This is a genomic window from Pseudoalteromonas sp. 20-MNA-CIBAN-0454 (assembly GCF_040308685.1).
Lineage (GTDB): Bacteria > Pseudomonadota > Gammaproteobacteria > Enterobacterales > Alteromonadaceae > Pseudoalteromonas > Pseudoalteromonas nigrifaciens.
Genome location: NZ_JBEOOB010000005.1, coordinates 26,721 through 40,706, shown reverse-complemented (window position 1 = coordinate 40,706; position 13,986 = coordinate 26,721). Strand labels below are relative to the sequence as shown.

Below are 13,986 nucleotides of genomic sequence, written 5' to 3'. Positions count from 1 at the left end.
GCCGCCAACATGACTCAAAAAATAGCTGTATTTACTAATGTCGGCGAACGTACCAATGTAACCGGCTCCGCCATGTTTAAACGTTTGATCATGGAAGAAGACTATGAAACCGCGCTAACTGTTGCCCGCGAGCAAGTAGAAAACGGCGCGCAGGTAATTGATATAAACATGGACGAAGCCATGTTGGATTCAAAAGCCGCCATGGTTAAGTTTTTAAATTTAATTGCCTCAGAACCCGACATTTCTCGCGTACCTATAATGGTCGACTCCTCTAAATGGGAAGTAATAGAAGCCGGTTTAAAGTGTATTCAAGGCAAAGCCATTGTTAACTCAATTTCGTTAAAAGAAGGCGAAGAGCCGTTTATTCGTCAAGCCAAAACCATTAAACGTTTTGGTGCAGCGGCTGTAGTTATGGCCTTTGATACCGACGGCCAAGCCGCCACCGCCGATAGAAAGTTTGAAATATGTGCGCGTAGCTATAAAATATTAGTAGAAGAAGTTGGCTTTGCGCCCGAAGATATTATTTTTGACCCAAATATATTTGCCGTAGCCACAGGGATAGAAGAGCACGACAACTACGCAGTCGAATTTATTGAAGGCACACGGCGCATAAAGCAAAATTTGCCGCACTGTAAAGTGTCGGGTGGGGTGTCGAATGTGTCGTTTTCGTTTCGCGGTAATAACCCAGTACGTGAAGCTATTCACTCAGTATTTTTATATCACGCTATTCAAGCGGGTATGGATATGGGGATTGTTAACGCGGGGCAACTGGCGGTTTACGACGACATACCAGAAGAACTACGCAAAGCCGTTACAGACGTAATACTCAATACCGACCCCGGTGCAGGCGAGCGTTTAGTAGAGCTTGCGCCTAAATACTCAGGTATGGCACAAGCCGAGCGCGTTGAAGATTTAGAATGGCGCAGTTGGAGCGTTGAAAAACGCCTTGAGCATGCCCTTGTTAAAGGAATTACCGAATACATAGAAGTAGATACCGAAGAGTGCCGGGCTGCTGCCGCTAAACCTATTCACGTAATTGAAGGCCCGTTAATGGACGGCATGAACGTAGTAGGTGACTTATTTGGTGCAGGTAAAATGTTTTTACCACAAGTAGTTAAATCGGCCCGTGTAATGAAGCGCGCCGTAGCCTACCTAGACCCCTACATTGAGCTTGAAAAAGAAGAAGGTTCAACCAACGGAAAAATTGTAATGGCCACGGTAAAAGGCGACGTACACGACATAGGTAAAAACATTGTTGGCGTAGTACTGCAATGTAATAACTACGAAGTAATCGACTTAGGCGTAATGGTGCCTGCTGATAAAATACTGCAAACCGCAATCGACGAAAAAGCTGATATTATTGGTTTATCGGGGCTAATTACCCCATCGCTTGACGAAATGGTACACGTAGCCAAAGAAATGAAACGTCGTGGTTTTGAACTGCCGCTGTTAATTGGTGGTGCTACTACATCAAAAGCGCACACCGCCGTTAAAATTGAGCCTCAGTACGATAAAGGCGTAGTGTATGTGAGTAACGCCAGCCGTGCAGTGGGTGTGGTTTCAAACTTATTATCGAAAGAGCACAAAAGTGACTTTTTAGAAAAAACACAAGCCGAGTACGTGAAAGTACGCGAGCAACAAGCGCGTAAAAAACCACGCTCAAAACCAGTGACAATTCAGCGTGCTCGCGATAACGCTGCAAAACTCGATTGGGATAACTACACACCACCAGTGCCTAAACAGCTTGGCGTGCAAGAGTTTAAAAACGTATCAATTACTACTTTGCGTAAATACATAGATTGGACGCCATACTTTATGACCTGGTCAATTGCTGGTAAATACCCGCGCATAATGACCGATGAAGTAGTTGGCGAGCAAGCGCAAAGCTTATTTAAAGACGCCAACGACATGTTAGACGACCTTGAAAAAGCAGGCAGTTTGCAACCACTGGGTGTAATTGGTTTATTTCCGGCAAACCGCGTTGGCGACGACATAGAAATATACACAGACGAAACACGCAAAGAGGTGTTAACTACCTCGTGCCATTTACGCCAGCAAACCGAAAAAACCGACTTTGCTAACTACTGCCTAGCTGATTATATAGCCCCAAAAGGTACGCCAGATTACTTTGGCGCATTTGCAGTAACGGGGGGGTTGGAAGAAGACGACCTAGCTAATGCGTTTGACGCCCAGCAAGACGACTACAACAAAATAATGATTAAAGCCGTTGCCGACAGGCTCGCCGAAGCGTTTGCCGAGTACCTACACGAGCAAGTACGTAAAGAATACTGGGGTTTTGCACCAGATGAAAACTTAGAAAACGATGAGCTAATACGTGAAAACTACCAAGGTATTCGCCCTGCGCCAGGCTACCCAGCGTGCCCAGAACACACCGAGAAAAAGAAAATTTGGCAGTTGCTCGACACCGAAAAACGTATTGGCATGCAGCTAACCAGCTCGTACGCCATGTGGCCAGGGGCTGCTGTTTCGGGCTGGTACTTTTCACACCCAGAGGCAAAATACTACGCAGTAGCCGCAGTACAACGCGATCAAGTAGAAGACTACGCTAAGCGAACTAATATGACGTTAGAGGAAGCTGAAAGATGGCTATCGCCTAACTTGGGGTATGAGCCGGAGTAAAAGCGAAGCGGTCAGCTATCAGTAAAACAAAAACGAGCCAAATTAGGCTCGTTTTTAACAACTATTGTGACCAATTAATTCAGTGTCTAGAATTAATTGGCCACAACACATTAATTTTATTATTCAATTTTTTAGATTAGTTTTTGGGTTGGCCACCAAGACAAATCAGTTCATTGGCTTCTTCTTTGCTCAAGTCACTTAGGAGTAAATCTAAGGTGATCTCAGTGCGTCGTTGGGCTGAACCAAACTTGTCAAAACCACCACACTTCACGGTGTCAATTTTTACCAGTGCGATAGTTTGGCTGTTGTCTTTTATCTCAATGTTCAAATAGCGCATATAACTAGCCATGTCCCACCACCAGTTTGCAGAGTAAGTCAGCTTAGGGTTATTTGTTACGTTAGAGTTAGACTGTGAAATATCGACAATTTGATATTTAAAGCCGTATTTATCTAACTTGCCAGCAATGATATGTTTAATTGAATCTTTAGTTTTACCATCATCGATTATTTGTATATTTTTGTTTGTTAAACTTTTTGAATCTAGTTTTTGAAGCTCAACAATTGCATTGTTAGCACAACCAGAGAGTAACAATATTGTAGATATAGCGGTGAAGCATCTTAACATTAAATTAATTTCCAATAATTATATAGATCTTATAAATAATACCATGGTAAAAATTGAACAGACACCCACCTTAATATTTGTAATATCAGTGTAATTAACTATGCTCTTTTTAGTGCAATAATTAAGCAGGGTGTCACATGGCTATCGCAAGAAAACGTCAGGTTAGTTTGGTCGATACAAAATACTACCACTGTATTTCGCGCTGTGTACGCCGTGCATTTTTATGCGGCGTAGACAACTTTACTAATCAATCGTATGAACATCGCAGAGGGTGGGTTGAAAGCAAATTACTTGCCCTCGCTAACGTATTTTGTATCGATGTGTGCGCGTATGCAGTAATGAGTAATCACACCCACTTAGTACTCTATGTTGATGATAAAAAAGCCAAGCGACTAACCGATAAAGCCATTATTCAGCGGTGGCACAGGCTTTGTAAAGGCACTGTACTCACTAACAAATACCTGCAAGGTGAAGAGCTAAGTAAAATTGAATGGCTCTTTCTAAATGAAACAATCATTGAGTACCGAGAACGCTTAGCTAATATCAGTTGGTTTATGCGCTTATTAAATGAAGACATTGCGCGCAGAGCTAATAAAGAAGATAACTGTACCGGACGGTTTTGGGAGGGACGTTTTAAATCACAAGCCCTCTTAGATGAAGCCGCATTAATCGCCTGTATGGCATATGTTGACTTAAACCCAATAAGAGCAAAGGCAGCAACAACACCAGAAACATCAGAGCATACCAGCGTAAAAATACGCATTGAAAGTGCCACTGTAGGTAAGCAACCGAAGCAACTCCTGCGTTTTTCAGGTAAACCCAAAAAGCACATGGCAAAAGGATTACCCTTTGCGCTTAAATCTTACCTTGAACTAGTAGAATTAACCGGGCGTTGTATACGCGAAGGTAAAGCAGGCTATATCGAAAGCAGCACTTTACCCCTGTTACAAAGAGTAAACATTACCCCCGAAAACTGGCTAAAACTCACCACACAATTTAGTCGCGTATTTCATGGTGCAGTAGGTCGCCCAGCGTCGCACGAAGGATACTGCGAACACCTAAACAGAAAGCGGCGCGCCAACGTTAGTAATTGCGAAAAGCTACTGGCTTAAAGCGTTACTTCAAAAACTCTCCGTAATTCCATCTCACTGTGAAAGCACAGTATTTCGCATGCCTAAAAATGAATAAAAAGCAGTTAAATACAGCGTTATTTGAATATTATTTTAATAAGCAGAGAGATTGTCAAAGCTAAGGGGATTTTAAGCTCAGCAATGTTTATTTAGATAAACACCAAAGGGATTAATTATTAGGGTGGGTGTCATTCTATGTTTCTCCAAAGGGATTAATTATTAGGGTGGGTGTAATTCTATGTTTCTCCAAAGGGATTAATTATTAGGGTGGGTGTCATTCTATGTTTCTTCTCCAAAGGGATTAATTATTAGGGTGGGTGTCATTCTATGTTTCTTCATTCTATGTTTCTATATCCTATACCTGACATTAAAGATGAGGCTGAGCTTATTAACCGCTTTGATGAAGTGTTTGACGATGAACTCACCGCAGTTATTGCCAGTTCAAACATTGATACCGATTGGGATTGTGTAGGTTGGCGCGGCATTATGCTAAATAACGGCGTTATGTGGGTAGATACCGACGGTAAAATTATTGCTGTAAATACGCAAAATGTAAAAGAGCAGGTACTGGCTAAAAGCTTAATTGAACAAGGTAAGCAATCTTTGCATGCAAGTATCAATACTTTTGAAAAGCCAGTACTCGATTGGAAAACAGCTAACTACCATATTCGTGTTGATGATTTAGGCGATCATAATTTTCGTTATGCAGTGTGGGGTATTGATAAAAAGCCAAGCGACAAGCCTGATATGGTTTTACTAAATGGCGATATTACATTTGAAGGCAGTGGTGGCAATCATAATTATACGTTTAAAAATGGTCGTTATAGTTATGTGTTACAGGTAACTATTATTGGTTGCGATACATCACCGCCAGGTTGGCTCGAAGTATATAAAGGCGATGAGCTACTATTAGCTGAAGATGTGATAAGTGCTCATTAATGTTTAGCCAAAAACAAAACCGCCAACAAAGGCGGTTTATTTTAAAGTAGCTAATAGCTTAAAATTAATGGTCTTTTTCAAATTCATCAACTTCGCGTTCGGCTTCTTCTTTCGACTTACCGTATTGCTGTTGAATTTTGCCAACTAACTCTTTGCGGCTACCTTCAATTTTATCTAAATCATCGTCGGTTATGTCGCCCCATTTACGTTGCGCTTTACCTTTAAGTTCTTTCCAATTACCTTTGATACGATCGCTGTTCATAAGTAGCTCCTTACTTTAGATTAGTGAAATTAACAGTCAACTATAAAGTAGCAAGTCGTATACCAAAAAAAAGCATAAATATTTTTTGTAATTAATATCAGTAGCTTAATATCAATCATAAATAGAGTAAGGCTAAAAGGTGGGTGTAATTATGTGGTCCTTCTTTAAATGCATACAAAATATACATAGCAGTTTGTAATAATTGCTTATCCAATATAGGTTTTAAGTTATTATGTTGCGATAAAACAGACGGTATGAGTGAGTTATGGATACTAAAGTGTGTGAATATGGCGTAGGAGATTGCTCTTACAAAATGGCGGGGGAGTTAGTAGGTATTACCCAGCTGGTTGATGCATTTTATGATTATATGCAACAGTTAAAAGAGGCTAAGCACATAAGAGATATGCACAGTAAAGACTTGTCGCAGTCGCGTAAAAAGTTAGCTTACTTTTTGTCAGGTTGGATGGGCGGACCTAAGCTGTACGCGGAGCATTTTGGCAGCATTAACATTCCCCAGGCGCATAAACACTTGGCGGTAGGCGTTGCCGAAAGTGAAGCTTGGCTATTATGCATGCAAAAAGCCGTAGATGATCAGCCTTATGCAGAGTCGTTTAAAGTGTATTTAATGCAGCAATTGCGCGTACCCGCAGAGCGAATTAGAATGGTATCGGGTAGCTAGTAGAGAGTTAATAGGTAGAAAGTGGGTAGCTAATGGGCAACCTATTGAGCTTAGTTGCTTGTAAAAGAGTATTAATTATTAAACATCAACCGCAGTCACGCTGCGGTTTTTTGTTACAATGCCGGTAAAGCAATTTAGGGTAAATAGCTGTGCTGCCGGTTCAAAACATATATCAACAACTCGTAATAACATTACAAAGCAACCCAATTACGCTACTGCAAGCGCCGCCGGGTGCAGGTAAGTCTACTTGGTTGCCGCTGCAACTTATGCGTGATGGGCACTTTAAACGTATTGTAATGCTAGAGCCGCGTCGTTTAGCTGCGCGTAATATTGCTAGTTACTTGGCAAAGTGTCAAAACGAGAGTGTTGGCCAAAGTGTTGGCCTGCGTATAAGAGGTGAGAGCAAAGTAAGTGTTAATACGCGCCTTGAAATAGTTACCGAAGGCATGCTTACTCGTATGCTGCAAAACGATCCTGAGCTTAGCGATGTTGATTTACTGATATTTGATGAGTTTCATGAGCGCTCCATTGCAGCCGATACTTCATTGGCATTTGCGTTAGAGACCCAAAGTGCGCTGCGCGAAGATTTAACCATAATGTTGATGTCGGCAACCCTTGATACCCAGCGCTACACTGAGTTTTTTGCTTGCCCTGTAATTCAATCAAATGGGCGCAGCTATCCAATAGATGAAGTATATATACCCATAAAAGATGAAAGCCGCTGGCTTGATGCAATCCCCACTATAATAAAACAAGCACTGAGTGAGCAAACAGGCAGCGCGTTGGTGTTTTTACCAGGGCAGCACGAAATACTCAGGGTACAACAAGCACTCACTGACTTACCAAACAATTGTATAGTGGCAACGCTATTTGGCGAGCAAGATAAAGCCAACCAGCAAGCAGCTATTGCTCCTGCGCCTGAAGGAATGCGCAAGGTGGTACTTACTACCAATGTGGCCGAAACTAGCTTAACCATTGAAGGCATAAGGATTGTGATTGATAGCGGTAAACGCCGCGCCGCGACCTTTAATTTAAAAACCGGTGTTACTGAACTCACAACACAAAGCATATCGCGCTCATCGGCAGTGCAGCGTGCAGGGCGTGCAGGGCGAATAGAGCCAGGTGTGGTTTATAGGCTTGGCTCTAAGCAAACTTTTGAGCGCCGTAATAGTCACGACAATCCCGAAATACTCACATCAGACATAAGCCAACTAATGCTAGAAGCTAAGCAGTGGGGGGCAAGCATTGAGGAGCTAACCTTGCTTGATAAGCCTACTGAGCAGCAAGGCATACAGGCAAGTAACTTACTTAGCATGCTTGAAGCCATAGACAGCAAAGGCAAGCTCACACCGCTTGGCAGTAAAATGTTAGGCTTTGGCGCTGATATTCGTTTGGCGCATATGCTATTAAAAGCGCAGGCATTAGAGCAAGCACTCCCCGGTATTTATCGACTCGCTATTTATTTGGTGGCATTACTTGAAAGCCGAGTTAATACTGCTAATGAGCTAAGCTTAGCGCTGCATAGCCAACAACAACGGCCGCATCCGGTATTCAAGCAGCAATTAAAATATTGGCAAACTCGCTTAAAAGTAAAAGAGTCAAATGGCGATTTAAATACCGGGCACTTAAGCTTGCTGGTGGCGCTTGCTTACCCCGATCGAATCGCGAAAAAGCGTGGCAGTGGATACTTACTTGCCAATGGTGCAGGCGCTGAGCTAAACCGCGATTACTGGCATAACGACGACTACCTTGCAATTGCCACTATGGGCGGGCACAAAGGCGGGCGTATTTTTAGTGCCACATCACTTAGCCCATTTGAGCTGCAAGCTTATTTGCCGCATTTATTTAGCATGCAAACTCGCTGTGAGTTTGATGAAAAAACCGCACGCTTTATCCATCAAGATGAAGTGAAACTTGGCGCTATTACGCTTACTAGCCAGCCAAGTGCGCAAAAACTCGATAAAAGTGAGCGCGCCAAAGCATGGTTAAATTTATTTACTAAACATGGCTTTGCACTGTTTAATGAACAAAAAGACGCTGAGCAACTATTAATTAGAATGAGCTTAGCAAGTAAGCTAATGAGCGAAAAGTTTCCGAAAATTAACGAGCAACAACTTATTCAAACGGCACCGCAGTGGCTAGGTGTATTTTTACAAGATATTAAAACCCTGGAGCAGCTTAAAAAGTTTAACTACTTTGAGGCATTACAAAATTGTTTTGACTGGCAACAACAAAGTGCCTTAAAAAGCTTACTGCCACTGCGTTTAACGGTAGCGAGCGGCTCTAATATTAGGATTGAATATCAGCTTGAAGGCCCTGCAAAGCTCAGTGTACGTATGCAAGAAGTATACGGTATGACCAGCACGCCGTTGTTGGCGCAGGGGAAATTGCCACTGCTGATGGAGTTATTGTCGCCGGGGAAACGCTCGTTGCAACTTACTCAAGATTTAGCGCACTTTTGGAATACCAGTTATCGCGATGTACAAAAAGAAATGAAAGGGCGTTACCCCAAGCATTTTTGGCCCGATAGCCCTGCAACCAGTATTGCAACTAACAAAGTGAAAAGTAAAATGTGAGCGTGTACTTAGTTGAAGTAATAATATTAACCTCACAGTTAAATTCGAGATTAATATTATTCAAGTACGTAAATACTAACTAAGATGCTTTGCTAAATAGTCGACCAATAACCTTATTTTTGGCGATAAGTGACGATTATGAGGGTATATGGCCCAAATGCCTTCATCAGGCACCCGATAGCTATCTAATAAGGTAATTAGTTCACCACTTTGCAGGTGATTTTGCACGTAGTAATCGGGCAGTTGTACTATTCCTAATCCTTTTAATGCTGCATCCGCTAGGCTATAGCCACTGTTGTATCTTAGCTTACCGGCAACGCGAATGTTTTTTTCTTTTCCCGATTCCATAAAGTGCCAATAATCAAGCGTGCCTAGTAGGCAACTATGTTTACTCAGTTCAGAAATTGCATGTGGTATGCCGTGTTTTTCCAGATATTCTGGCGATGCGCACACATAACTGGTTCTGGTTCCGAGTTTTTTTGCCATCATTGACGAGTCGGCCAGCTTACCAATACGTATAGCTAAATCGTATCCGCCTTCAACTAAGTCAATTTGTTGATTACTCAAGTAAGCAGAAACCGCGACCTCACTATATTGCAGCATAAAGTCAGAAACCAAAGGCAGTACTTGCTGCTCTCCATAAATTACCGAAGCCGTAAGCTTTATTTTACCTTGGGGCGTTGTTTGTAAATTAGTTATAGCCCGCTCTGCAGCATCTAAGCCATCAAGCACGCTGCGGCAATGCTGATAAAACACTCGGCCTTCTTCAGTTAACGACACTTTGCGCGTAGTACGATAAAACAGCTTCACATTCAGCCGGTTTTCGAGCGCACTAATTTGCCTGCTTACTTGCGCTGTAGATATTGCCATTTTTTTTGAGGCTTGCGTAAAGCTGGCATTTTCAGCAACGTGTACAAATTCACTAATACCTTCCCACTGCATGATTGTTACCTATATGTACAAGTTAATTTCAAAAATAGCATATTATCATTTTTACAGAAACAAATATAATAGCAGCCATCAACACAAACATGCTGTGAATAAGTTAAATCGTCGATATAACGTTATCGACATTAATACAACAGCTCGCAAAATAAATAGGAAAAAATATGAGTTGGGTATTTTTATTTTTAGGTGTTATTGCAGAAGCAATGTCGCATGTGGCATTAAAACAAACAGATGGCTTTACTAGGTTACTGCCCAGCATAGTGGTGTTATTGGGCCATTTGGCTGCGTTTGTTTTTTTAGGCCAAGCAATGAAAGGCATGCCTGTAGGTATTGTGCATGCGATGTGGGCAGGGTTAGCTATTGTTACCGTTACGCTACTATCTACCCTTGTATATAAACAGCATTTAGATCTATCCACTTGGTTAGGAATGGCATTGGTGGCCATAGGCATTGCAATGATTAACCTATCGCAAGGGCATAGCCATTAATTGCTTTAAAATGAATAGCATAATTCTAAGCCAAAAATAATATGCAGCAGCGCATTATTAAGGTAACTGAACTAAACTAAAATACGTGTTTACGTTCATTTATATTAAATAATTTATTAATTAAGAGAGAACGAGATGTCAGATAAGTTTATAAAATCGAAAGCCGCCATAGCATGGGGTCCAAAACAGCCTTTATCTATCGAAGAAATTGACGTAATGCTGCCGCGCAAGGGCGAAGTATTAGTTAAAGTTATTGCCTCTGGAGTTTGTCATACCGATGCTTTTACTTTGTCTGGCGATGATCCTGAAGGGATTTTTCCGGTTATTTTAGGCCACGAAGGCGGTGGTATCGTTGAGCAAGTTGGCGAGGGCGTAACGAGTGTAAAAGTTGGGGATCACGTTATTCCTTTATATACACCAGAGTGTGGCGAGTGTAAGTTTTGTTTATCGGGTAAAACTAACTTGTGTCAAAAAATTCGTGAAACTCAAGGTAAAGGCTTAATGCCTGATGGCACCACTCGTTTTTACAAAGACGGCCAGCCAATTTTTCATTATATGGGTTGTTCAACTTTCTCTGAATACACGGTATTACCAGAAATTTCGTTAGCAAAAGTTAATAAATCTGCACCATTAGAAGAGGTGTGTTTATTAGGCTGTGGTGTTACAACCGGCATGGGCGCGGTAATGAATACTGCAAAAGTTGAAGAAGGCGCAACAGTAGCCATATTTGGCCTTGGTGGCATAGGCCTGTCGGCAGTTATTGGCGCAACTATGGCTAAAGCGAGCCGAATTATTGCTATAGATATTAACGAAAGTAAGTTTGAATTAGCAAAAAAACTAGGCGCTACCGACTTTATTAACCCTAAAGACTACGACAAACCAATTCAAGATGTAATTGTAGAGTTGACCGATGGCGGTGTTGATTACTCGTTTGAGTGTATTGGTAATGTTAACCTAATGCGCTCTGCGCTAGAGTGCTGCCATAAAGGCTGGGGCGAGTCTGTGGTTATTGGTGTTGCTGGTGCGGGGCAAGAAATTTCAACCCGTCCGTTCCAATTGGTAACGGGTAGAGTATGGAGAGGTTCAGCATTTGGTGGGGTTAAAGGTCGCAGCGAATTACCTGATTATGTAGAACGTTATTTAGCGGGTGAATTTAAGTTAAGTGACTTTATTACCCATACAATGGGACTTGAAGATATTAACGAATCGTTCGATTTAATGCGCAGAGGCGAAAGTATTCGCACTGTTATTCATTTCGATAAATAACGATAAACAGCAGCACTATGGTTTAATTAAACCATAGTGCTTTTTTTGTTTAATTTATAGTTACTAATCAACAATCCATCCGTTTTAAAAAAGTAGATCCAGCCAAAAACACTTCAAAATATATAAGCATTGTTTTTAAATTTCTTTACCGCCGTGTGTTTCGGCTAAATCGTCAAGCTCTGCAACTGTGTAGTCAAAACCACTCTCGTCATAGTCATAATTAACCTTTACGCAATTGCCGCCATTAAATAATTTTGTTTTTACATCATTAATGGGCCAATTTTTAAGTAGATGTATAAATCGGTTGGCAACTTGAGAAGATTCAAAACGATAGCTAATTTCTGTTTTCATAAATAATAAGGCTCTGGCTAGTTTAACCCCCGTAGTTTGTGCATTTTTGCTAATTAGTCAAGTTTCGGTTACAAAAAATAAAGAGTAAGTATGTAATTTTTATGTTTCAATTGATGTGTTAATTGCAGTAAGCACTGTTGTGCTTTAATTAAAGGTGAGAACAAATTTACATGTACTATAGAACTTTTTTACTAGCAAGCTCTGCTTTGTTTATCAGTGCTTGCGGTGGCTCTGGCTCAGATGAGACACCAGTTATAAGCACAAATAAAATCCCCTCCCTATCAATAACCAATATCAAAAACGATATAGTTAAAGGTCAAACTATTGATTTAAATGCAACAGTTGGCGATGCCGATGGCGTTATCAGTAGTGTTGTGTGGGAACAAACTGCGGGGCTTAAAGTACTTAATGCACCTGTAAATGCCAGTAGTATCACTATTACTTTACCAGATGCGCAAAGTCATGCAGCAATGGAGTACGCTTTTAGCGTAACGGCAACCGATAATGAAGGGGCTACCAACGTTAAAACTGTGAGTTTTGTTGCGCGTAATAGTATGGATGAAACTGCTGCCGCACGTATATTACAGCAAGGCAGTATGGGCCCCACATTAAGTGAAATACGCCAAGCTCAAGGGTTAAGCGAACAGCAGTGGCTTGAGCAACAAATGGCGTTACCAATTAACTACCATCGTAGTTATTTAGTGAAAAGCCCTGATGAAAACAAATTTCAGTATATTAATAGGATTGATGCGTGGTGGAAGGGGGTGTTGCATAGCGACGATCAACTACGCCAACGTGTTGCCTTTGCATTGAGTCAAATATTGGTTGTGTCGGATGCAAGTAGTAATGTAGGTAATCAGCCCGAGGGCATGATCACTTACTACGATATTTTGCTTAAACATGCTTTTGGTAACTATAGAGAGCTACTAGAAGACGTAACGCTGTCGCCAATTATGGGTACTTTTTTAAGCCATTTAGGGAATGAAAAGGCAAATGATGAGCTTAATATTCGCCCAGATGAAAACTACGCCCGCGAAGTAATGCAGTTATTTACAATAGGCCTTGAAGAGTTAAATTTAGACGCTACTCCAAAGCTTGATGCGCAAGGTAATACAATTGCCACCTACGGTCAGGCTCAAATAGAAGGATTTGCGCGCGTTTTTACTGGGTGGACATTTGCAGCTAGTGAAACTTTTAAGAAAAAAAAACGTGATTATGTAAATCCAATGAAAGCGTTTAGCGAGTATCACTCTAGTAAACAAAAAACATTGTTAAATGGCGAAATTATCCCCGAGGGCTACGGACCAGAAGAAACACTGCAAATAGCGCTCGATAACCTATTTAATCACAATAATGTAGCGCCATTTATTAGTAAACAACTCATACAGCGTTTAATTACCTCAAACCCAACACCGCAATATGTTACCCGTGTTGCTCGTGTTTTTAATGATAACGGCGCTGGAGTACGAGGAGATTTAGCCGCGGTAATAAAGGCTATTTATTTAGATGATGAGGCACGCCATTTTGGCAGTGTTTTAAATTATCAAGGGAAACTAAAAGAGCCACTGATAACCACAATACAGTTTTGGCGAAATCTAGATGCTAAAACCGGTAACGGTTATTACAACACGTGGGGTTTATACAATACCTATGGACAGGGGCCAATGAAGTCGCCCTCAGTATTTAACTTTTACAGGCCCGATTACCAACCTGTTTATTTACGTAGTGATGGCTTAGTTGCTCCAGAGTTACAAATAGCAAATGACTCTACAATAATTGGCATAATGAATAAGCACTTTGCAGATTTAGTGTGGAATGCGGCTGAAGGAAAAACATCTTTAAGTCCAAAATTACTATACGTCTATATTAAAAACGATATGAACCATCTAAAAAATTATGGCATAGAGTCGTTACTTGATCAGTACAATGTGTTGTATTTTGCCGGTTCAATGAGCCACGAAACACGCCAGGCGTTACTCGATTTAAGTGCCTATTTTATTGATAATCAAGATCGTCAGCGGGTATCGTATTTACTTTATATGATTGCTATTTCACCTGAATTTAATTTGCAGTATTAGGAGA

The 13,986-nt window shown here is 41.2% G+C and carries 12 protein-coding genes; 8 read left to right on the top strand and 4 right to left on the bottom strand.

Features of this window, described 5'->3' with window-relative positions:
- The first annotated feature begins 9 nt into the window (after positions 1-9).
- Positions 10-2,640, top strand: coding sequence for a methionine synthase (metH, locus tag AAEZ22_RS03625; RefSeq protein ID WP_352296213.1), 2,631 nt, complete (start codon positions 10-12; stop codon positions 2,638-2,640).
- 136 nt (positions 2,641-2,776) lie between these two features.
- Here metH and AAEZ22_RS03620 read toward each other — a convergent pair whose 3' ends face one another.
- Positions 2,777-3,265: an Sbal_3080 family lipoprotein gene (locus AAEZ22_RS03620; RefSeq protein WP_011328878.1), complete on the bottom strand. Its 489-nt coding sequence runs from the start codon at positions 3,263-3,265 to the stop codon at positions 2,777-2,779.
- A 137-nt stretch (positions 3,266-3,402) separates the two neighbouring features.
- Between AAEZ22_RS03620 and AAEZ22_RS03615 the strand changes: the two genes are divergently transcribed.
- Together AAEZ22_RS03615 and AAEZ22_RS03610 are read left to right on the top strand one after the other, a co-directional pair.
- Complete coding sequence (locus AAEZ22_RS03615) at positions 3,403-4,377, top strand: transposase (RefSeq protein ID WP_352296210.1); 975 nt, start codon at positions 3,403-3,405, stop codon at positions 4,375-4,377.
- Positions 4,378-4,722: 345 nt separating this feature from the next.
- Positions 4,723-5,334 (top strand): hypothetical protein, encoded by a 612-nt coding sequence (locus AAEZ22_RS03610; protein WP_352296207.1) that lies wholly within the window; start codon positions 4,723-4,725, stop codon positions 5,332-5,334.
- Positions 5,335-5,398: 64 nt separating this feature from the next.
- Here the strand turns inward: AAEZ22_RS03610 and AAEZ22_RS03605 are convergent, their stop codons facing one another.
- Positions 5,399-5,596 (bottom strand): CsbD family protein, encoded by a 198-nt coding sequence (locus AAEZ22_RS03605; protein WP_011328875.1) that lies wholly within the window; start codon positions 5,594-5,596, stop codon positions 5,399-5,401.
- Positions 5,597-5,861: 265 nt separating this feature from the next.
- Between AAEZ22_RS03605 and AAEZ22_RS03600 the strand changes: the two genes are divergently transcribed.
- The gene (locus tag AAEZ22_RS03600) at positions 5,862-6,275 is read left to right on the top strand and encodes a group II truncated hemoglobin (RefSeq protein ID WP_011328874.1); all 414 of its coding nucleotides are present in this window, start codon (positions 5,862-5,864) and stop codon (positions 6,273-6,275) included.
- Positions 6,276-6,424: 149 nt separating this feature from the next.
- Complete coding sequence (gene hrpB / locus AAEZ22_RS03595) at positions 6,425-8,851, top strand: ATP-dependent helicase HrpB (RefSeq protein ID WP_193038695.1); 2,427 nt, start codon at positions 6,425-6,427, stop codon at positions 8,849-8,851.
- 75 nt (positions 8,852-8,926) lie between these two features.
- Here the strand turns inward: hrpB and AAEZ22_RS03590 are convergent, their stop codons facing one another.
- Positions 8,927-9,793: a LysR family transcriptional regulator gene (locus AAEZ22_RS03590; protein WP_352296204.1), complete on the bottom strand. Its 867-nt coding sequence runs from the start codon at positions 9,791-9,793 to the stop codon at positions 8,927-8,929.
- 167 nt (positions 9,794-9,960) lie between these two features.
- Between AAEZ22_RS03590 and AAEZ22_RS03585 the strand changes: the two genes are divergently transcribed.
- On the top strand, positions 9,961-10,287 hold the full coding sequence (locus AAEZ22_RS03585) for a DMT family transporter (RefSeq protein WP_011328871.1): 327 nt from the start codon (positions 9,961-9,963) through the stop codon (positions 10,285-10,287).
- 135 nt (positions 10,288-10,422) lie between these two features.
- Positions 10,423-11,553, top strand: a complete 1,131-nt coding sequence (locus AAEZ22_RS03580; RefSeq protein WP_011328870.1) for an S-(hydroxymethyl)glutathione dehydrogenase/class III alcohol dehydrogenase — start codon at positions 10,423-10,425, stop codon at positions 11,551-11,553.
- 135 nt (positions 11,554-11,688) lie between these two features.
- Here AAEZ22_RS03580 and AAEZ22_RS03575 read toward each other — a convergent pair whose 3' ends face one another.
- Entirely contained in the window at positions 11,689-11,904 is a 216-nt protein-coding gene (locus tag AAEZ22_RS03575) for a hypothetical protein (protein WP_011328869.1), read from the bottom strand.
- A gap of 170 nt (positions 11,905-12,074) precedes the next feature.
- Here AAEZ22_RS03575 and AAEZ22_RS03570 point away from each other — a divergent pair, with 170 nt between their 5' ends.
- Positions 12,075-13,982, top strand: a complete 1,908-nt coding sequence (locus tag AAEZ22_RS03570) for a DUF1800 domain-containing protein (protein WP_179807882.1) — start codon at positions 12,075-12,077, stop codon at positions 13,980-13,982.
- Positions 13,983-13,986 lie beyond the last annotated feature (4 nt).

Excerpts from the sequence above, each read along its gene's own strand:
- metH (WP_352296213.1), top strand. The coding sequence starts at position 10 with ATGACTCAAAAAATAGCTGTATTTACTAATGTCGGCGAACGTACCAAT.
- AAEZ22_RS03620 (WP_011328878.1), bottom strand. The coding sequence starts at position 3,265 with ATGTTAAGATGCTTCACCGCTATATCTACAATATTGTTACTCTCTGGT.
- AAEZ22_RS03615 (WP_352296210.1), top strand. The coding sequence starts at position 3,403 with ATGGCTATCGCAAGAAAACGTCAGGTTAGTTTGGTCGATACAAAATAC.
- AAEZ22_RS03610 (WP_352296207.1), top strand. The coding sequence starts at position 4,723 with ATGTTTCTTCATTCTATGTTTCTATATCCTATACCTGACATTAAAGAT.
- AAEZ22_RS03605 (WP_011328875.1), bottom strand. The coding sequence starts at position 5,596 with ATGAACAGCGATCGTATCAAAGGTAATTGGAAAGAACTTAAAGGTAAA.
- AAEZ22_RS03600 (WP_011328874.1), top strand. The coding sequence starts at position 5,862 with ATGGATACTAAAGTGTGTGAATATGGCGTAGGAGATTGCTCTTACAAA.
- AAEZ22_RS03590 (WP_352296204.1), bottom strand. The coding sequence starts at position 9,793 with ATGCAGTGGGAAGGTATTAGTGAATTTGTACACGTTGCTGAAAATGCC.
- AAEZ22_RS03585 (WP_011328871.1), top strand. The coding sequence starts at position 9,961 with ATGAGTTGGGTATTTTTATTTTTAGGTGTTATTGCAGAAGCAATGTCG.
- AAEZ22_RS03580 (WP_011328870.1), top strand. The coding sequence starts at position 10,423 with ATGTCAGATAAGTTTATAAAATCGAAAGCCGCCATAGCATGGGGTCCA.
- AAEZ22_RS03575 (WP_011328869.1), bottom strand. The coding sequence starts at position 11,904 with ATGAAAACAGAAATTAGCTATCGTTTTGAATCTTCTCAAGTTGCCAAC.
- AAEZ22_RS03570 (WP_179807882.1), top strand. The coding sequence starts at position 12,075 with ATGTACTATAGAACTTTTTTACTAGCAAGCTCTGCTTTGTTTATCAGT.